The 18,327-nt window shown below is 49.4% G+C and carries 18 protein-coding genes; 16 read left to right on the top strand and 2 right to left on the bottom strand.

Annotated features, from left to right (window positions below; genetic code table 11):
* The first annotated feature begins 6 nt into the window (after positions 1-6).
* The 10 genes from NYE37_RS01490 (at position 7) to NYE37_RS01535 (ending at position 11,521) form a co-directional block, all read left to right on the top strand.
* Entirely contained in the window at positions 7-870 is an 864-nt protein-coding gene (locus NYE37_RS01490; protein ID WP_340711725.1) for a 3-hydroxybutyryl-CoA dehydrogenase, read from the top strand.
* Positions 871-917: 47 nt separating this feature from the next.
* Positions 918-2,060: an acyl-CoA dehydrogenase gene (locus NYE37_RS01495; protein ID WP_049720722.1), complete on the top strand. Its 1,143-nt coding sequence runs from the start codon at positions 918-920 to the stop codon at positions 2,058-2,060.
* A gap of 29 nt (positions 2,061-2,089) precedes the next feature.
* Positions 2,090-3,232 carry an acyl-CoA dehydrogenase gene (locus NYE37_RS01500; RefSeq protein WP_037995782.1) on the top strand — a complete coding sequence of 381 codons (1,143 nt, stop codon included), beginning with the start codon at positions 2,090-2,092 and terminating at the stop codon, positions 3,230-3,232.
* Positions 3,233-3,254: 22 nt separating this feature from the next.
* Positions 3,255-4,238, top strand: coding sequence for a methylmalonyl Co-A mutase-associated GTPase MeaB (gene meaB / locus NYE37_RS01505; RefSeq protein ID WP_049720721.1), 984 nt, complete (start codon positions 3,255-3,257; stop codon positions 4,236-4,238).
* Complete coding sequence (locus NYE37_RS01510) at positions 4,201-4,851, top strand: TetR/AcrR family transcriptional regulator (protein WP_037995778.1); 651 nt, start codon at positions 4,201-4,203, stop codon at positions 4,849-4,851. Before meaB ends, NYE37_RS01510 begins: the two co-directional genes overlap by 38 nt.
* The gene (gene icmF / locus NYE37_RS01515; protein ID WP_049720720.1) at positions 4,838-8,068 is read left to right on the top strand and encodes a fused isobutyryl-CoA mutase/GTPase IcmF; all 3,231 of its coding nucleotides are present in this window, start codon (positions 4,838-4,840) and stop codon (positions 8,066-8,068) included. Before NYE37_RS01510 ends, icmF begins: the two co-directional genes overlap by 14 nt.
* Positions 8,069-8,231: 163 nt before the next feature.
* Positions 8,232-8,660, top strand: a complete 429-nt coding sequence (rpoE, locus tag NYE37_RS01520; protein WP_049720719.1) for a DNA-directed RNA polymerase subunit delta — start codon at positions 8,232-8,234, stop codon at positions 8,658-8,660.
* A gap of 143 nt (positions 8,661-8,803) precedes the next feature.
* Positions 8,804-10,423, top strand: a complete 1,620-nt coding sequence (locus NYE37_RS01525; RefSeq protein ID WP_037995773.1) for a CTP synthase — start codon at positions 8,804-8,806, stop codon at positions 10,421-10,423.
* 114 nt (positions 10,424-10,537) lie between these two features.
* Entirely contained in the window at positions 10,538-10,843 is a 306-nt protein-coding gene (locus NYE37_RS01530; RefSeq protein WP_037995771.1) for a cytochrome C oxidase subunit IV family protein, read from the top strand.
* 174 nt (positions 10,844-11,017) lie between these two features.
* On the top strand, positions 11,018-11,521 hold the full coding sequence (locus NYE37_RS01535) for a GNAT family N-acetyltransferase (protein WP_037995769.1): 504 nt from the start codon (positions 11,018-11,020) through the stop codon (positions 11,519-11,521).
* Positions 11,522-11,565: 44 nt separating this feature from the next.
* Here NYE37_RS01535 and NYE37_RS01540 read toward each other — a convergent pair whose 3' ends face one another.
* Positions 11,566-12,492, bottom strand: coding sequence for a ketopantoate reductase family protein (locus NYE37_RS01540; protein WP_340711726.1), 927 nt, complete (start codon positions 12,490-12,492; stop codon positions 11,566-11,568).
* Between the two features lie 88 nt (positions 12,493-12,580).
* Positions 12,581-13,486: a PIG-L deacetylase family protein gene (locus NYE37_RS01545; protein ID WP_049720718.1), complete on the bottom strand. Its 906-nt coding sequence runs from the start codon at positions 13,484-13,486 to the stop codon at positions 12,581-12,583.
* 260 nt (positions 13,487-13,746) lie between these two features.
* Between NYE37_RS01545 and NYE37_RS01550 the strand changes: the two genes are divergently transcribed.
* From NYE37_RS01550 to glpX, 6 genes are all read left to right on the top strand, one after another.
* Positions 13,747-14,109 carry a response regulator gene (locus tag NYE37_RS01550; protein WP_037995764.1) on the top strand — a complete coding sequence of 121 codons (363 nt, stop codon included), beginning with the start codon at positions 13,747-13,749 and terminating at the stop codon, positions 14,107-14,109.
* Positions 14,110-14,132: 23 nt separating this feature from the next.
* Positions 14,133-14,525, top strand: a complete 393-nt coding sequence (locus NYE37_RS01555) for a hotdog domain-containing protein (protein ID WP_037995761.1) — start codon at positions 14,133-14,135, stop codon at positions 14,523-14,525.
* 14 nt (positions 14,526-14,539) lie between these two features.
* A complete protein-coding gene (locus tag NYE37_RS01560; protein WP_049720764.1) occupies positions 14,540-15,364 on the top strand; it encodes a BKACE family enzyme in 825 nt (274 codons plus the stop codon).
* An 87-nt stretch (positions 15,365-15,451) separates the two neighbouring features.
* On the top strand, positions 15,452-16,306 hold the full coding sequence (locus tag NYE37_RS01565) for a class II fructose-1,6-bisphosphate aldolase (protein WP_037995760.1): 855 nt from the start codon (positions 15,452-15,454) through the stop codon (positions 16,304-16,306).
* 34 nt (positions 16,307-16,340) lie between these two features.
* Positions 16,341-16,988 carry a fructose-6-phosphate aldolase gene (gene fsa, locus NYE37_RS01570; RefSeq protein WP_037995757.1) on the top strand — a complete coding sequence of 216 codons (648 nt, stop codon included), beginning with the start codon at positions 16,341-16,343 and terminating at the stop codon, positions 16,986-16,988.
* A gap of 321 nt (positions 16,989-17,309) precedes the next feature.
* Positions 17,310-18,272 (top strand): class II fructose-bisphosphatase, encoded by a 963-nt coding sequence (gene glpX, locus NYE37_RS01575; RefSeq protein ID WP_037995754.1) that lies wholly within the window; start codon positions 17,310-17,312, stop codon positions 18,270-18,272.
* The last annotated feature ends 55 nt before the right edge of the window (positions 18,273-18,327 follow it).

Below are 18,327 nucleotides of genomic sequence, written 5' to 3' on the forward strand. Positions count from 1 at the left end.
GGAATGATGGAAATTAAACGGATTGCAGTGATCGGTGCCGGGCAGATGGGGAGCGGAATTGCCCAAGTGGCTGCCCAATCCGGTTTTTCCGTTTCTTTGCATGACGTGGCTGAAGAGCAGGTGAAAAAAGGACTGGCGCGGATTGAAGGTCTCTTGGAAAAAGGAGTGGCCAAAGGGAAGTGGACCGGGGAAGAAAAAGAGGCGGTGTTGTCACGGATTCAAACCACCGCGGATTTGCAGGAAGCGGTCAAGGATGCGGATCTGGTGATTGAAGCCGTGGTGGAAAACATGGAAGTCAAAACCGATTTGTTCCGCCAGTTGGACCAATACAGTCCGAAGCATGCGATTTTGGCCAGCAACACTTCTTCCCTGCCCATCACAGAAATTGCCGCAGCGACTTCCCGCCCCGAATCGGTCATTGGCATGCATTTTATGAACCCGGTTCCGGTGATGAAATTGGTGGAAGTGATCCGGGGATTGGCCACATCGGATGAAGTGAATGAAACCGTGAGGAATTTGGCGGAAAAGATGGGGAAAGTTCCGGTGGAAGTCAACGATTTTCCAGGCTTTGTGTCCAACCGCATCCTGATGCCGATGATCAATGAAGCCATTTATGCCGTGTATGAAGGCGTGGCTTCGCCCGAAGATGTGGACACTGTCATGAAACTGGGGATGAACCATCCGATGGGGCCGCTGACGTTGGCGGATTTTATCGGATTGGATACCTGCCTGTATATCATGGAAACCTTGTATGAAGGGTTTGGCGACAGCAAATACCGCCCGTGCCCTCTGTTGAGAAAATATGTGAAAGCCGGCTGGCTCGGAAAGAAAAGCGGTCGCGGTTTTTATCAATATGACAATGAAAAATAGAGAAAAAGCATCCTGAACTTTCATTTTCACGGAGTGGAGTGATTCTCATGCGGCTTTCCTTTACGGCTGAGCAAGAAATGATGCGCAAGATGGTGCGGGACTTTGCAGAAACGGAAATCGCTCCGTTGGTAAACCGCATGGATGAAGAAGACCGGTTTCCGGGAGAAATTGTCAATAAAATGGCACAACTCGGTTTGATGGGAATTCCGATTCCCGAGGAGTGGGGAGGAGCAGGAGCGGATTTTATCTCCTACATCCTTGCACTGGAAGAGATCTCGAAAGTCAGTGCCACGGTTGGCGTGATTTTGTCGGTTCACACTTCCGTCGGCACGATGCCGATTTTGACATACGGAAATGAGGAACAGAAAAAGAAATACGTTTCCCGTCTGGCTGCCGGCGAGTATCTCGGGGCTTTTGCCCTGACCGAACCCCAAGCCGGCTCGGAGGCTTCCAATCTTCGGACCAGTGCCTGGAAAGCAGGAGACAAATATATTTTGAACGGGAACAAGATCTTCATCACCAACAGTGGGGAAGCGGATGTATATGTCACGTTTGCCGTAACCGATCCCGATCAGGGTTCCAAAGGGATTTCGGCCTTTATTGTGGAGAAAGACACGCCCGGCTTCCGTGTCGGTAAAAAAGAGAAAAAGATGGGTTTAAATGGTTCCAATACGTGCGAGCTAATTTTTGAAGACGCGGAAGTACCGGCAGAAAACCTGCTGGGAAGCGAAGGGCAGGGGTATGAAGTGGCTTTGTCCAACCTGGCGGGAGGACGGATCGGCATTGCCGCGCAAGCCATCGGAATTGCCCAAAGAGCGATGCAGGAGGCACTTTCCTATGCCAAAGAACGGAAACAGTTTGGCCGGCCGATTGCAAAGAAACAGGCCATTCAATTCAAACTGGCCGACATGGCCACGCAAATCGAGGCGGCCCGTCTCTTGATTTACCAGGCAGCGGAGAAAAGGCAAAAAGGAAAACCGTGCAAGAAAGAGGCATCCATGGCCAAGATGTTTGCATCGGATACGGCCATGAAGGTGACCACCGAAGCGGTCCAAATTTTCGGCGGGTATGGTTATACGCGCGAGTATCCGGTCGAAAGATTGTTTCGTGATGCGAAAATTACGCAAATTTACGAAGGCACCAATGAAATTCAACGGATTGTCATCGCCGGCGAACTGTTAAATGGTTAGAAAACGATGATGGATGGGAGTGAAACCCGATGGAGTTTCAGTTGAGTGAAGAGCATGAAATGATGCGCAAGATGGTGCGTGATTTTGCATTAAAAGAAGTGGCCCCGTCTGCAGCCGAACGGGATGAACAAGAGAGGTTCGACCGTACCATTTTCGAAAAAATGGCAACGCTCGGACTGACGGGCATTCCCTTTCCCGAAGAATACGGCGGAGGCGGAGCGGACTTTTTGAGTTATGTGATTGCCGTGGAAGAGTTGTCCCGGGTTTGCGCGTCCACCGGAGTGACCTTGTCGGCGCATATTTCCCTGGCCAGCTGGCCGATCTTTAAGTTCGGCACCCCGGAGCAGAAAGAACGGTTTTTGCGTCCGTTGGCCGAAGGAAAGAAGTTGGGCGCCTTCGGTTTGACCGAACCGGGATCCGGTTCCGATGCGGCGGCCATGAAAACCACCGCCGTCCGCGACGGGGACGACTATGTTTTAAACGGCAGTAAAATTTTTATCACCAACGGGGGAGAAGCAGAGATTTATGTCGTTTTTGCCTTGACGGATCCGTCGCTGAAACATAAGGGAACCACGGCATTCATTGTGGAAAAGGGAACTCCCGGCTTCTCCATCGGAAAAAAAGAAAAAAAATTGGGGATCCGGTCGTCCCCGACCACGGAAATTTTGTTTGAAGACTGCCGGATTCCGGCGAGCCAGCGCTTGGGGGAAGAAGGAGAAGGATTTAAAATCGCCATGATGACGCTGGACGGGGGCCGGAACGGGATTGCCGCCCAGGCGGTGGGAATTGCGCAGGGCGCTTTGGATGAGGCGCTTTCCTATGCCAAAGAACGGCATCAATTTGGGAAACCGATCGCGAAAAAGCAAGCCATTCAATTTAAACTGGCCGATATGGCCACCCAGATTGAAGCGGCCCGCCTTTTGACTTACCAGGCTGCTTGGAGGGAATCCGAAGGCATTCCTTACGGAAAGGCATCGGCCATGGCCAAATTGTTTGCCGGGGATGTTGCCATGCAAGTGACGACGGAAGCCGTTCAAATCTTCGGCGGCTATGGATACACCCGTGAATATCCGGTGGAGCGCATGATGCGTGATGCAAAAATCACACAAATTTATGAAGGAACGAATGAAATCCAACGTGTCGTGATCGCAAACCACTTGTTAAAAGAATAAACCGTCTCCGGGAGGGGGAGTGATGGAGAGTTGGATCCAAGCCATCAGGCAAAAAAACAAGCGGAAGATTGCCCGCCTGATCACACGGATTGAAAATCAAGATCCGGATGCGGACCAATGGATGGAAGCGATTTATTCCAACACCGGAAATGCATACATTGTCGGGATCACCGGTTCGCCGGGGGCCGGCAAAAGCACGTTGTTGGACGAAGCCATCTCTTATTTGCGTCGCCAAAACTTGACGGTCGGGGTCATCTCCATTGACCCCTCCAGCCCCTATACAGGTGGGGCCATTCTGGGGGACCGGGTGAGAATGACCCGCCATTCCCTGGATGAGGGGGTTTTTATTCGGAGCATGGGAAGCCGCGGATCTTTGGGCGGCATTTCCAAATCCGCCAGAGACGCCGTCAAAATTTTGGATGCGGCCGGCTATGACCTGATTTTATTGGAGACGGTGGGAGTCGGGCAGGCCGAACTGGATGTGATGCATGTGGCCGATACCGTGTGCCTGGTTCTCAATCCGACCGCCGGGGATGTTATTCAGGTGTTTAAAGCCGGAATCATGGAAATTGCCGATTTGTTTGTCATCAATAAAGCCGATTTACCGGGAGCCGGACGCTTGGAATCGGAGATCAATGATTTGCTCGATTTGTCGAAGCAAAAGGAAGGCTGCTGGCGCCCTCCCATTGTCCGGACGATTGCGACACGGGGGGAAGGAATTGAGAAATGGTGGGAAGCGATTGAACGGCACCGCCGCTACTTGGAAGAAAACGGGGAATTAAAGAAGAAGCGGAAAAAACAGTTGGAGCTGGAAACCCGCCAAATCATCGAAGAATCTGTCCGGCGCCTTTTGGAGAGGGCATGGAGGAGTCCGGATTGGAAAAAAGATTTGCAAAATCTGGAATCCCGTGAGATCAGTCCGCGGAAGCTGGCTGAAAAATGGATCGGGGCATTGGGGAGGGGAGTCTGTGAAGAAACATTCCAAACTGATTCCTTCGATGATTAAGAATGAGCGTTTGATCGAACAAAGGCGGGAACAGATCATCGAAGGGGCGGTTCGGTTATTCGTGGAAAAAGGCTTTCACAAAACCACCACTCGTGAGATTGCCAGAGAATGCGGACTGTCCATCGGGACCATGTATGAATACATCCAGAGCAAAGAAGACGTTCTTTATCTGGTCTGCGAGCACATCCATTCCAAATTGGAGAGCCGGTTGCTGAAAGTCATGAACGAAGAAGACACCGGAATGGAATCATTGCAAAAAAGCTTGAAACAATTGTTCCGAGTCATGGATGAGATGCGCTCCTTGGTTCTTTTGATTTATCAAGAAACCAAATCATTGCCCAAAGACAAGATGAAATATGTATTAAAAAAAGAAGAAGAGATCACCAATTTATTTTCCCGAATTTTAGAAAAAGGAATGAACGACGGAACCATCCGAATCGATCCTTCCTCCATCAAGTTGATGGCCCACAATATCATGGTGATCGGCCAAATGTGGACGTTTCGCCACTGGGCGTTGGGGCGCGAGTATGATGTGGAAGAATACACAAAGCGGCAAATGGCTTTGTTGTTGGGAGAATTTACAGCAGGAGGCGATCGGGATGCAGGGGATTAAAACCAAGTATGCCATTCGGTTTGTGACCGCTGCGAGCTTGTTTGACGGACACGATGCTTCGATCAATTTATTCCGCCGCTTGTTGCAACAGGCCGGAGTGGAAGTGATTCATCTCGGACACAACCGGTCCGTGGATGAAATTGTGGAGGCCGCCATTCAGGAAGATGTGCAGGGGATCGCGGTTTCTTCGTACCAAGGCGGGCACATGGAATTTTTTAAATATATGATCGATTTGCTCAGAAAACGCGGCGCCGGCCATATTCAAGTGTTCGGCGGCGGGGGAGGCGTGATTGTCCCGCGGGAAATCAAGGAACTGGAAGAGTATGGCGTCAAAAAAATCTTTTCCCCGCAAGACGGGAGAAAGATGGGATTGGAAGGCATGATCCAAACCATGGTGGAGACGACGGATTTCCCCACGGTTCGCGACATTTCCCGGGAAATGAGTCGTGCCAAGAAAGGGGATAAACAAGCGATTTCCCGTTTGATCACTTGGGTGGAGGATGATCCTGACCAGCGGGCAAGGCTGGGGGAACAGTTATCCAAAGAATTGCAGGGATTTGTTCCGGTCATCGGGATCACCGGGACGGGGGGAGCCGGGAAAAGTTCATTGACCGATGAATTGGTCCGGCGTTTTATCCATGACTTTGAAGACAAAAAAATTGCGATTTTGTCCGTCGACCCCTCCAAGCAAAAAACGGGAGGCGCGTTGTTGGGGGACCGGATCCGCATGAATTCCGTCCATCATCCCAGGGTTTACCTGCGAAGCCTGGCCACCCGGAAAACCCGGTCGGAATTAAGCGGCGGAATCAAAGAAGCGATTCAAATCTTAAAAGTGGCCGGATATGATCTAGTGATTGTCGAAACCAGCGGAATCGGGCAGGGAAATGCCGATGTGGTCGAAGTAAGTGACTTTTCCGTTTATGTGATGACATCGGAATTCGGTGCGCCTTCCCAGCTGGAAAAAATCGAAATGCTGGATTACGCCGACATGGTGGCCATCAACAAATTTGACAGGAAAGGATCGCAAGATGCCCTCAGAGACGTGAAAAAACAATACCGCCGCAATCATCAGTTGTTTGACGCCGATGATGAGGAGATTCCGGTTTATGGCACGATGGCTTCCCGGTTTAATGATCCCGGAACCAACCGGTTTTACCAGGAAATGATCCGGAAATTGAATGAAAAGTTTGATCTCGGTTGGGAAACCAAAGTAAAAGCCCCGGTTTCGGAAATGGACATCCATCATATCATCCCTCCGGAAAGGAGCCATTATTTAAGGGAAATTGCGTCCACCGTGCGGAAATACCATCAAGAGACGGAAGCGCAGGCAAAGCTGGCCACAAGGCTTTATCAATTAAATGGAAGCCTGCAATGCATGAAGGAAGAAGCGGCCGGGGAAGAAAGCCTGACGGAACGTTTTAAAGAGACCATTCAAAAAATTGAGGAACGCCTCACCCCGGAGAACCGGAAATTGCTGGATGAATGGGGTTTGTTGGCCGATGCCTACCGGCAGGATCGATTCACCATCAAGGTGCGCAACAAGACAAAGGAGATTCCTCTTTATACCAAAACGTTGGCCGGAAGCAAAATCCCCAAGGTGGCCTTGCCCCGGTTTGAGGATTGGGGAGAACGTTTACGCTTTTTGCGCAAGGAAAATGTTCCGGGGAGATTCCCGTTTACGGCCGGTGTGTTTCCGTTTAAAAGAACGGATGAAGACCCGAAACGGCAGTTTGCGGGAGAAGGAACGCCCGAACGCACCAACCGGCGGTTTCACTATTTGTCAAAAAATGATCAGGCCAAGCGGCTGTCCACCGCTTTTGACAGTGTGACCCTTTACGGGGAAGATCCGGACGAACGCCCGGACATTTACGGAAAAGTGGGTGAATCCGGCGTCAGTGTTTGTACCTTGGAAGATATGAAAAGGTTGTTTGAAGGCTTTGACCTTTGTGCTCCGAACACCAGTGTGTCCATGACGATCAACGGGCCGGCCCCCATTCTTTTGGCCATGTATTTCAATACGGCGATTGAGCAGCAGATGGTACAATTCCGCAAAAGGGAAGGACGGGAGCCCACGGCTGAAGAGGCGGAGGAAATCAAGAATCAGGCTCTGAAAAAGGTGCGCGGAACCGTTCAAGCCGATATCTTGAAAGAAGACCAAGGGCAAAACACCTGCATTTTCTCCACTGATTTTGCGCTGAAGATGATGGGGGACATCCAGGAGTACTTTATTAAAAAAGGCATCCGCAATTATTATTCGGTCAGCATCAGCGGTTATCACATTGCTGAAGCCGGCGCCAATCCCATTACCCAGCTGGCTTTCACTCTCGCCAATGCCTTTACCTATGTGGAGTATTATTTGAGCCGCGGAATGAAGATTGATGAATTTGCCCCGAATCTTTCCTTCTTCTTCAGTAACGGATTGGATGCGGAGTATGCCGTGATCGGCCGGGTGGCGCGCCGGATTTGGGCCATTGTGATGAAGCATTTGTACGGAGCCAATGAGCGGAGCCAGAAATTAAAGTATCATATTCAAACTTCGGGCCGTTCCCTGCATGCGCAAGAAATGGACTTTAATGACATCCGGACGACTCTGCAGGCATTGATGGCCATTTATGACCAATGCAATTCGTTGCACACCAATGCCTATGATGAAGCGATTACCACACCGACCGAGGAATCGGTTCGCAGGGCCATGGCCATTCAGTTGATCATCATGAAGGAACTGGGGCTTGCCAAAAATGAAAATCCTTTGCAAGGCTCCTACATCATTGATGAACTGACGGATTTGGTGGAAGAGGCCGTCCTCTGTGAATTTGAGCGGATCAGTGACCGCGGGGGCGTGCTGGGGGCCATGGAAACCCAGTATCAACGGGGGAAAATTCAAGAGGAATCCTTGTTGTATGAAACGAAAAAACATTCCGGCGAGTTGCCGATCATCGGCGTGAATACTTTTGAAAACCCCAATCCCCCGGAAGATGTGGAAGTTCCGCTCAGCAGGGCCACCAAAGAGGAAAAAGACCTGCAAATCCGCCGTCTCCGTGAATTCCAGGAAAAACACCGGGAAGAGGCGAAAGTTGCGCTGGAGCGTTTGAAAAAAACGGCCCGCGAAAATGGAAACATTTTTGCCGAGTTGATGGAAACCGTAAAAGTGGCAAGCTTGGGCCAAATCACCCGTGCTTTGTATGAGGTGGGAGGCCAGTACCGCCGGAATATGTAAAGGTTTTCATGTCCGGGATGGAGACGGTTGTTGCTCCATCCCTTTTTTTGAGCCGTCCGGCTTTGGATGTTTATGGTTGACTTCACCTGTTTTTTGGATAAAATAGTTGTACTAGAAACAGGATATACGGTCTTCACCTCTGGATGGAAGGATGTGTCCGAATTTGAGTGACAATCTCGCTGTGGAAAGAGTGCGAGAGACTGCCATGGTTGATTTGGCTTACGACCTTTTGAAACAAAAGGGAGAAGCAATGCTGTACCGGGATATCATGGGCGAAGTTTCGAGCATGAAAGGGTTTACAAAGGAAGAAGCCGAGCATTACATCGCCCAGCTTTACACCGAAATCAACATTGACGGAAGGTTTGTCTGTGTCGGCCGCAATTTGTGGGGATTGAGGGAATGGTATCCGACGGACCAAGCGACGGATTCCGCGGTTGCAGCCAACGTCAAAGAAGACGACGAATATCATGACCTTGATGAAGAACTGTTTGATGAGGAAGAAGAAGAGTTGGGCGAGATCGAAAATACGGAAGATGAATTTGCAATGGATGAGGAAGAAAATGAATTTGACGACGGGGATGAAGTGATTTAGTTGCTTGACAATCGTCATTTCCTGCGATAAATTATTTTCTGGGCTCGTTATGAACGGAAATAAAAGAGCGCCCCTTGATTGGGGGCGCTCTTTTCTATTTTGCGAAAAGAAAGGGCATCCTTGTCTATAGGAGGAAGATAAAAATGGCGAAATATATTTTTGTTACCGGTGGTGTGGTTTCTTCTCTGGGGAAAGGGATTACCGCTTCTTCCCTGGGAAGATTGTTAAAAAACAGAGGACTGAAAATTACCATCCAAAAATTTGACCCTTATATCAACGTGGACCCGGGAACCATGAGTCCTTACCAGCACGGTGAGGTATTCGTCACGGACGACGGGGCGGAAACGGACTTGGATTTGGGCCACTATGAACGATTTATCGATATTAATTTGACAAAAAACAGCAATGTGACAACGGGAAAAATTTATTCATCCGTCATTAACAAAGAACGCCGCGGGGATTACTTAGGGGGGACGGTTCAGGTCATCCCTCACATTACCAATGAAATCAAGGACCGGGTCTTCCGTGCGGCCCGTGAGACGGGCGCCGACGTGGTGATCACGGAGATCGGCGGTACTGTCGGGGACATCGAAAGCTTGCCTTTTTTGGAAGCCATCCGTCAAATCAAAAGCGATGTCGGCCGGGAGCATGTCATGTATATCCACTGCACCTTGGTGCCAATGATGCGGGCCAGCGGCGAATTGAAAACGAAACCGACCCAGCACAGTGTGAAGGAACTGCGCAGTCTCGGCATTCAACCCGATGTGATTGTTTGCCGGACCGAATATCCTCTTTCGGAAGAACTAAAAAATAAAATCGCCTTGTTCTGTGACATTGATCGTGAAGCGGTGATTGAAGTGCGCGATGCCGAAACCCTTTATGAAGTCCCGCTGATGATCCAGGAGCAGGGGCTGGATGAAATTGTGGTCAAGCGGTTGGGCTTGGAATGCGGACCGGCGGAAATGTCCGAGTGGTTGGAGCTGGTCAACAAAGTGAAAAACCTGACCCATCAAACACGCATTGCCATCGTCGGAAAATACGTGGCTTTGCATGATGCTTATATGAGTGTGGTTGAAGCATTGCGTCATGCCGGCTTTGACCGGGATACGGAGATTGACCTCAAATGGGTCAATTCCGAAGACGTGTCCGATTCCAATGTCCATGTTCTTCTCGGGGATGTGGACGGCATTCTGGTCCCCGGCGGATTTGGCGACCGCGGAATTGAAGGAAAGATCTCGGCGATCCGGTACGCAAGGGAACAGCGGATTCCTTTCCTCGGCATCTGTTTGGGTATGCAGATGGTTTGTGTGGAAGGCGCCCGGAACCTCCTGAAACTGGAAGGGGCACACAGTGCGGAATTTGATGCATCGACGCCTCATCCGATTATTGATTTATTGCCGGAACAAAAAACGATCGAGGAAAAAGGCGGCACCATGCGCCGTGGCTTGTATCCGTGCAAGTTGGTTCCCGACAGCCTCGCACATCAGGCATACGGATCGGATTTGGTGTACGAACGCCATCGCCATCGTTACGAATTCAACAATGAATACCGGAAAGCGTTGGAGGAAGTGGGATACGTGTTCTCGGGAACTTCCCCGGACGGAAGACTGGTCGAGATTGTGGAGTACAAAGATCATCCGTGGTTTGTGGCTGCTCAGTTCCATCCGGAATTTGTATCACGTCCGACGCGTCCGCAACCGCTGTTCCGTGAATTTGTAAAAGCAGCACTTCAAATGCATTTAAAGCCGCAAGTGGAAGTTTGAGGCGAAAAACCCGGCTGATTTCAGAGCCGGGTTTTTTGTATAGGGATTCGCAAACATTGGCTATTTTCTGTATAATAAAAATAATCAGATTGAAAGAGCGGGGGTGCTTCCGGTTTGAAGACACAACTGCAAAACGAAGTGAAGCCGGTCAGGCAAAAAAGTGATACCGCTTTCAAACACGTGGTTTCTTTTTTATTCATGATTGTCCTGACGGCCGTTTCGTTTCTGGCCGTGATTAATCAATGGTTCAGTTTGCAGGGAACGCTCTTTGTGATTCTTTTTTTGGCGGCTGTTCAAGTGATTTTGCAGCTTTATATTTTCATGCATCTGGATCAAAAAGGGTACGGGATGATGAGGATTTTCATCTTTTTCGGTCTGTTGTGCGGAACGGTTTGTGCCGTGGGGATTCTCCTCATGTAATGGGGGAGAAGTGTTCATAAAATGGTTAAATAAGGATTTGATTCATCGTTGTATTCGCTTTGCAGCCTGGTATAATTTTGTGTTGGAGCTGTCATGTCATATGACAGCTCTTTTTTTTCGGGACTTTTATTATTGATTTTTTTGCGCAAATTAGTGACAACAGGAGGGACAGAAATGGAATTTGCAAAATCCGTACCATCACAAACCGATGAAGTTTTCCAAGTATACAAAGAAGCCACCAAAATCATGAATGCCAATAATATTTATCAGTGGTCTGAAAATTATCCGGTACGGGAGGATATTGAAAAGGATATCCAAAGCGGAAATTTATATGTGCTGATGAACGAAGGGGAAATCGTTGCTTGTGTTGTGTTGGATCAACATCAGGAACCGGAGTATGATCACATACCGTGGGAAGATTCATCCGGGCGGTTTTTAGTTGTTCACCGGCTTTGTGTGAACCCAAAGTACCAAGGAAAAGGAATTTCGCGCACTTTGCTGGCGGAAATCGAACGATTTGCCAAAAAAGAAGGGTATGCCAGCATCCGGCTGGATACCCAGATGATCAATGAAAAGGCCATGTATTTGTATGAATCTTGCGGTTACGAGAAAAGAGGAAAATTTTATTTTCCCCGTCATGATGAGCCGTATATGGCTTTTGAAAAACGGGTGACTTAGAAACAAGCAGGACAGCAGGTTTCACGAGGTGGAGCCTGCTTTTTCTATTGACTGGATTTCTCAAGTTCTTGCTGATAAATCGACAACCTGCTGTAGACCGCTTTTATGAGCGGCAGACGGGCATCTCCGGGTGCCATTTTGAGCAAGGCCCCGTGGAAATGGTCGGATTCCACCGGCTTTCCTTTTTCCATGTCCCTCAACATGGAAGATTTCATGCTTGGGGAAAGGGATTCCATGTTGTGGAGGATTTTTCCGGCCAGGGTGGTCGGGATTTCCGGTTCCTGATGATGGGCAACCGAGACAATCTCCTCCAGCAGCTGTTGGTACATTTCTTTTCCGTAAGGTGCGGAAAGGATCGGACCGATACTGCTGTTCATCAGGCAGGTCATTCCGCTCATGGCGCTGATGAAAATATATTTTTGCCACATTTCAATCCGGATTTTTTGGCTGTATCTCGCGTCAAAACCGGCACCATCGAACAACGCTTGGATGTCAAGGATCCGTTTTGTCACATCTCCGTTTAATTCGCCGTAAACGATTTCATGTTGCGGGCTGTATTGTTCAATCTCCCCTTTGTCATTCAAGGTGGATTCAATAAAGCATAATCCGCCCAGAATCTTTTCAGCGCCGAATTCGTTTTGTAACTGCTGAATGTGAATGATCCCGTTTAACAGGGGGAGAATGGTGGTGTTTTCCCCGACATACGGCTTCAAATCATTGAGAGTCTTCGTTAAGTGATAAGCTTTAACCGAGAGGATGATCAGGTCAAAAGCGGGGGCCGGTTGTCCGGCGGTCAGGGTTTTCACTTTTAATTCGGCATTGCCGTTGACGCTTTTGATCACCAACCCGTTCTGCTCCAATTGCTCTTGTCTTTTCTTTCGCACCAGGAAGGTGACATCTCCTCCTTTTTCAACAAGCCTTCCTCCGAAATATCCGCCTACCGCACCGGCGCCAACCATCAAAACGCGCATCGTATTCCTCCTTTTGTCAAACAAAGGTCCTCTTGTAAAGCTATTGTAACAAAGGACCGGGCGAGGAACCCAGACCTTTGTCTGCCGATTAATAATGATATGTATTTTGGTTATTTTTCATTAATTGCAGAAACTGGCTTTTGACACTGTGATAGCCGATTTGGTACCATCCGTTTTTCGGATCCCACTTGCCGTATACTTGGACGGCACGCTTGATTTTATTTGCATCCTGCGGAACCAGCAGTTTCATTGTATATTCTTTTTGTGTGGGTTTGTATTTTGTGAACCGTGTTTTGTAAATGGAAAGAAAATATAAAGTTTTTTCGCCCTGGATTTTGCCTTCTTTCTCAAATTCGCTCAGGACTTTTCCCAGCATCCTGTGATCCGGATGGTAATCCTCGATGCTCATCGTCCGGAAGTGGGCGTCCGGAAAACGTTGCAAAAGCTCGTCCACAATTTCGCGAATCTCTTGTTCCTGTTCTTCAAACCGGTCGTTTTCAAGATCATAGACATGGACGTGATCTTCAGGAATCCCCAAAAGCTTGGCAGACTCTTTGAATTCCCGGACCCGGGCTTCCCCCAGATCGTCCACGGTGAGATAGAGATCCTGGTAGTGTTCTTTTTCCGGATCATGATATCGCTTGTGCAGAGGGCAATAAACCGGCGTTTTAAAGAGGAAGGGCTCTTGGTCGGAGTCTTTGAATCCGTTGATCAAAAAGCGGGCGCGGGAGTGGCCGCCGGGACTCATCAAAACCAAATGCACATCATAGCGCAAGCGGATGTGGTTGACGATGTCGACACCCATGGACAACAATTCATCATCGGCATGAGGGACCAAATACACCACTTGCGGCTGGTGAGACAGGTCGGATCCGTCCCCGCTTAACGCATGCAGTTCTTGATCCTCCAGAGCGGATACTTTGTGAAAAATGAAAAAAGCGGAGAATAAAAGGACGGCCAGCCCTGTGATGATGGGAAACCATTTCCATTTCATGAATGTCTGCACCTACTTTGTCCAAATAAAACTCTTTTGCAATGAATTTATTATACGATGAAAAGAGTCCCTCTTTTATAAGCTCATTTTAAAATTTAAAGGAATTTTCGTGGGAGAAGGGGGTGTCGCATTTTTCGCCAAGAAGCAGGAAATAAGTGAAGGAATCGATAAATATTAGTCATAAATCCCTTTTGATGTTCGAAGATGCAAAATGGAAGCGGGGTTTGCAGGGACGGATCTGAGAGGAGGCAAGAGGTGAAATGGATAAAAAAATACTTGTGGTGGATGATCAATACGGAATCCGACTTTTGCTTCAGGAAGTGTTCTCCAAGGAAAATGTACATATTTTTCAAGCTTCCAACGGAAAACAGGCACTTGAAATCATACAAGCGGAAAAGCCGGACCTCATATTATTGGATATGAAGATGCCGGGAATGGATGGTTTGGAACTGTTAAGGCGTTTGCGGAAGTTTAACACCGAATCGAAGGTGATTATGATGACGGCTTACGGCGAATTGGATATGGTTGCCGAAGCCAGCCGACTCGGGGCGCTCACCCATTTTACCAAGCCGTTTGACATTGAAGAGCTGCGTACGGAAGTGTTAAAGCAACTGGCATCATAATGAGAATAAAGGGGATCATCAGGATGGAAGCAAAAATTCGCTTGCGGATGAGTCAGTCGGATGCACATTACGGGGGCAATCTGGTGGATGGAGCCCGGGTGATGTCTTTGTTCGGGGATGCCGCGACGGAACTGTTGATACGCCATGATGGCGACGAAGGGTTGTTTGTGGCTTATGACCAAGTGGAATTTTTGGCTCCTGTTCATGCCGGCGATTTTATCGAAGTGACCGGACGGATCGTCAAAGTGGGAAACACGAGCCGGAAAATGACCTTTGAAGCGGTCAAGGTCATTGAAGGCGGCATTGACCCCGCTTGCCCGTCCCGTGCCCGGGTGCTCAAGGAGCCGGTGGTGGTTGCCAGAGCTTCCGGAACTTGTGTGGTTCCGAAAAAGAACCGGACCGGATCATCGGTTTGAAGGAGGGAGCCGGTTTGCAAAAGCTGATCATTACGGCGGCGTTGGTGGGGGCGGAAGTGATGAAAGAGGACACCCCCCATCTTCCGGTTACGGCGGATGAAATTGCCGCTCAAGCCGAAGAAGTGAGAGAGGCGGGCGCATCGGTTGTCCATCTTCATGTCCGTGACGAAAACGGCCGTCCCAGCCAAGATCGTTCGCTTTATCAGGAAGTGATCGAAAAAATTCAAAAACGGACCGATCTCATTGTGCAAGTTTCCACGGGCGGGGCGGTGGGGATGTCTCCGGATGAGAGGTTGCAGCCCCTTTCTTTGCGTCCGGAGATGGCCACGTTGACAACGGGAACCGTCAATTTCGGTCGGGAAGTGTTCATGAATTCTCCCGCGCATCTCACCCGATTTGCGGAAGAATTTGAACGGTACGGGGTCCGGCCTGAATTTGAAATCTTTGATGTGGGAATGATAGCTAATGCCTTGAAGCTTGTGAAAGGAGGCTATTTTACCGGTCATCTTCATTTTGATTTCGTGATGGGGGTTCCCGGTGCGATTCCGGCCACGGCGGAAAACCTGCTCCATTTGATCCGCCAGTTGCCGGAAGGGGCGACCTGGACGGTGGCGGGAATCGGGAGGCACCAATTGCCCATGGCTGCACTCGGCGTGATTTTGGGAGGGCATGTACGCGTCGGTTTGGAAGACAACATTTATTACCGGAAAGGGGAACTGGCAACCAATGTCCGGCTGGTCGAGCGCGTGGTCCGGATTGCCGGGGAACTGGAGCGGAAGGTGGCAACCCCGGATGACGCCAGACAAATATTGCATTTAACAAAGAGTCGGTTTTATTAAGGAAGTGCATCTCTTTCTACCCAATCCTCCGATCAAGTGTTATAATGTCAAAATGATGATTTTTTGAACTGAAGGAGGCTACATATCATGCCACTTGTATCGATGAATGCCTTTTTGCCGCAAGCCAAAAAAGAAGGTTTTGCTGTCGGGCAATTTAATGTAAACAACCTGGAATTCGTGCAAGCCATTATCGAAGCCGGGAAAGAAGAACGTTCCCCGCTCATTTTCGGAGCCAGTGAAGGTGCCATCCGCTACATGGGGTTGAACAACGTGGTGGCATTGGCCAAAGCCGCTGCGGAAGAAGCTGATGTACCCGTCGCCCTTCATCTGGACCACGGAAGCAGCTTTGAAGTGGTGATGAAATGTATCCGGGCCGGATTTTCTTCGGTGATGTTCGACGGTTCCCATTATCCGTTTGAAGAAAACATCCGCCTGACCAAAAAAGTGGTCGAAGCTGCCCATGCCGTGGGGGTATCTGTGGAAGGAGAATTGGGAACCATTGGTGGTGTGGAAGACGATTTGAACGTTTCCGAAGAAGATGCCGCATTGGCGGATCCGGAGCAAGCCATCCGCTTCTGGGAAGAAACCAAAGTGGACGCGATGGCGATTGCGGTGGGAACGGCTCATGGCATGTATAAAGGAGAGCCGAAAATCCGCTACGACATCATTGAAAAAGTTGCCAGCCAAATTGAAGCTCCGATTGTTCTGCACGGCGGTTCTGGCGTGCCGGACGAATCCATCCAAAAAGCCGTTTCCCTGGGTGTCGGAAAAATTAATGTGAATACGGAAAACCAAGTTGCCATGGTGAAAGTGGTTCGTGAGTTGCTGGATAAAAACCCGGATATGATCGATCCGCGCAAATACCTCGGGCCGGCCCGCGAAGCCATCAAAGAAACCGTTAAAGCAAAAATGCGTTTGTTTGGAAGCTCCGGCAAAGCGTAAGCGATTGAACAATTATGGTTAGAAGGTGGTTGCGATGAAATTTTTTTTAGATACGGCCATTGTTGATGAAATTCGCCAGGTTCATGAATGGGGACTGTTGTCCGGGGTAACCACCAATCCCAGCCTCATTGCCAAATCAGGACGGGATTTTGAAGAAGTGCTCAAAGAAATCACGGAGATCGTGGACGGTTCGGTCAGCGCGGAGGTCCTCAGCCGTGACGCGCAAGGGATGATTGAAGAAGGAGAGCGTCTCGCTTCGATTTCGGACCAGGTGACGATTAAAGTCCCGATGACCGTAGAAGGATTAAAAGCCGTCAATCATTTTGCCAAAAAAGGGATCCATACCAACGTCACTTTGATTTTTTCCGCCAACCAGGCCTTGATGGCTGCCCGGGCCGGAGCCACCTATGTCAGCCCCTTTATCGGCCGTCTGGATGATATCAGCCAGGACGGAATGCAATTGATCCGGCAAGTGGCTGAGATTTTCCGGATTCACGACATTTCCTCACAAATCATTGCGGCCAGCATCCGTCATCCGGTGCATGTGACGCAAGCGGCCCTGAACGGGGCACATATTGCCACCTTGCCGTATAAGGTGTTGGAACAAATGGTTCGTCACCCATTGACGGATCAAGGGATTGAAAAGTTTGAGGCCGATTGGGAAAAAGTGAAACAATCTTGATCGCAGACGGGTTTGGCCGGGAAGGAATCTCCCGGCCGGACTCCCCTTTTAACCGGTACATTCCTATTTTTGGGATTTTTCACTCTACTGTTTTTGATAGTCATGATTTATAAATATCTTCGTCGTTCCCTCGCATTTTCTGTGCACAACCACTTTGTGTTCTCGTGATTTTCTTCACCGAAAAGGCGTTTCCTCCATCGAGATATCAAAAAATTGATCCATCCCCGTACAATCGTGTAACATATATCATAAATATGTTACTCTGATTGGGAGTTTTGTTGTCATTTTGATGTTTATTTTAAACAGGTGAGGGGATCGATCATGGAAAGAAGTTTAACGATGGAACTGGTGCGTGTGACCGAGGCGGCCGCTATTGCTTCCGCACGGTGGATGGGCTGCGGCAAGAAAGACGAAGCGGATGAAGCGGCAACAGAAGCGATGCGCAAAGTGTTTGACACGATTCCGATGCGCGGGACGGTTGTCATCGGCGAGGGAGAAATGGATGAGGCCCCGATGCTATACATTGGAGAAAAAGTGGGCTTGGGTTATCTCCCGGAAGTGGATGTGGCGGTGGACCCGCTTGAGGGCACCAATATTGTCGCTAAAGGTTTGTGGAATGCGCTGTCGGTGGTGGCGATTTCCGACAGCGGCGGATTGTTGCATGCCCCCGACATGTATATGGATAAAATTGCCGTGGGGCCGCAAGCCGTTGGACAAGTTGATATTGATGCGCCGGTGGAGGATAATTTGAAGGCGGTTGCCAAAGCAACCGGCAAGGATGTCGAAGATTTGGTGGCGGTGGTGCTTGACCGCCCGCGACATGCGAAACTGATCGAGGATATCCGCAAAGCGGGGGCGCGGATCAAGTTGATTCCGGACGGGGACGTGGCTGCGGCGATTCATACCGGATTTCCCGACACCGGGGTGGATATTTTGTTCGGGGCCGGCGGTGCTCCGGAAGGGGTTTTGTCTGCCGTTGCATTAAAATGCTTGGGCGGGGAAATCCAAGGCCGGCTGTTGCCGGAAAATGAGGAGCAATATAACCGCTGTGTTCAAATGGGGATCAGTGATCCGGGCAAAGTCTTGCGAATGGAAGATTTGGTCAAGGGGGATGATGCGATTTTTGCAGCGACTGGGGTGACGGACGGCGAATTGTTGAAAGGCGTCCGTTACAAAGGAAACCTGGCCAAAACCCATTCGTTGGTGATGCGTGCAAAAACCGGAACCATCCGTTTCATGGACGGAACGCATAAACTTGAGAAAAAACCAAATCTTATTTTATAATTTTCTCCTCTTCCTCTTTCTGATCCGGAAAGAGGAAGAGAATTTCAATAGAATC

It is taken from the genome of Thermoactinomyces sp. FSL K6-2592 (genome assembly GCF_038006465.1).
Classification (GTDB): Bacteria; Bacillota; Bacilli; order Thermoactinomycetales; family Thermoactinomycetaceae; genus Thermoactinomyces; species Thermoactinomyces vulgaris.

Excerpts from the sequence above, each read along its gene's own strand:
- NYE37_RS01490 (WP_340711725.1), top strand. The coding sequence starts at position 7 with ATGGAAATTAAACGGATTGCAGTGATCGGTGCCGGGCAGATGGGGAGC.
- NYE37_RS01495 (WP_049720722.1), top strand. The coding sequence starts at position 918 with ATGCGGCTTTCCTTTACGGCTGAGCAAGAAATGATGCGCAAGATGGTG.
- NYE37_RS01500 (WP_037995782.1), top strand. The coding sequence starts at position 2,090 with ATGGAGTTTCAGTTGAGTGAAGAGCATGAAATGATGCGCAAGATGGTG.
- meaB (WP_049720721.1), top strand. The coding sequence starts at position 3,255 with ATGGAGAGTTGGATCCAAGCCATCAGGCAAAAAAACAAGCGGAAGATT.
- icmF (WP_049720720.1), top strand. The coding sequence starts at position 4,838 with ATGCAGGGGATTAAAACCAAGTATGCCATTCGGTTTGTGACCGCTGCG.
- NYE37_RS01525 (WP_037995773.1), top strand. The coding sequence starts at position 8,804 with ATGGCGAAATATATTTTTGTTACCGGTGGTGTGGTTTCTTCTCTGGGG.
- NYE37_RS01535 (WP_037995769.1), top strand. The coding sequence starts at position 11,018 with ATGGAATTTGCAAAATCCGTACCATCACAAACCGATGAAGTTTTCCAA.
- NYE37_RS01540 (WP_340711726.1), bottom strand. The coding sequence starts at position 12,492 with ATGCGCGTTTTGATGGTTGGCGCCGGTGCGGTAGGCGGATATTTCGGA.
- NYE37_RS01545 (WP_049720718.1), bottom strand. The coding sequence starts at position 13,486 with ATGAAATGGAAATGGTTTCCCATCATCACAGGGCTGGCCGTCCTTTTA.
- NYE37_RS01550 (WP_037995764.1), top strand. The coding sequence starts at position 13,747 with ATGGATAAAAAAATACTTGTGGTGGATGATCAATACGGAATCCGACTT.
- NYE37_RS01555 (WP_037995761.1), top strand. The coding sequence starts at position 14,133 with ATGGAAGCAAAAATTCGCTTGCGGATGAGTCAGTCGGATGCACATTAC.
- NYE37_RS01565 (WP_037995760.1), top strand. The coding sequence starts at position 15,452 with ATGCCACTTGTATCGATGAATGCCTTTTTGCCGCAAGCCAAAAAAGAA.
- fsa (WP_037995757.1), top strand. The coding sequence starts at position 16,341 with ATGAAATTTTTTTTAGATACGGCCATTGTTGATGAAATTCGCCAGGTT.
- glpX (WP_037995754.1), top strand. The coding sequence starts at position 17,310 with ATGGAAAGAAGTTTAACGATGGAACTGGTGCGTGTGACCGAGGCGGCC.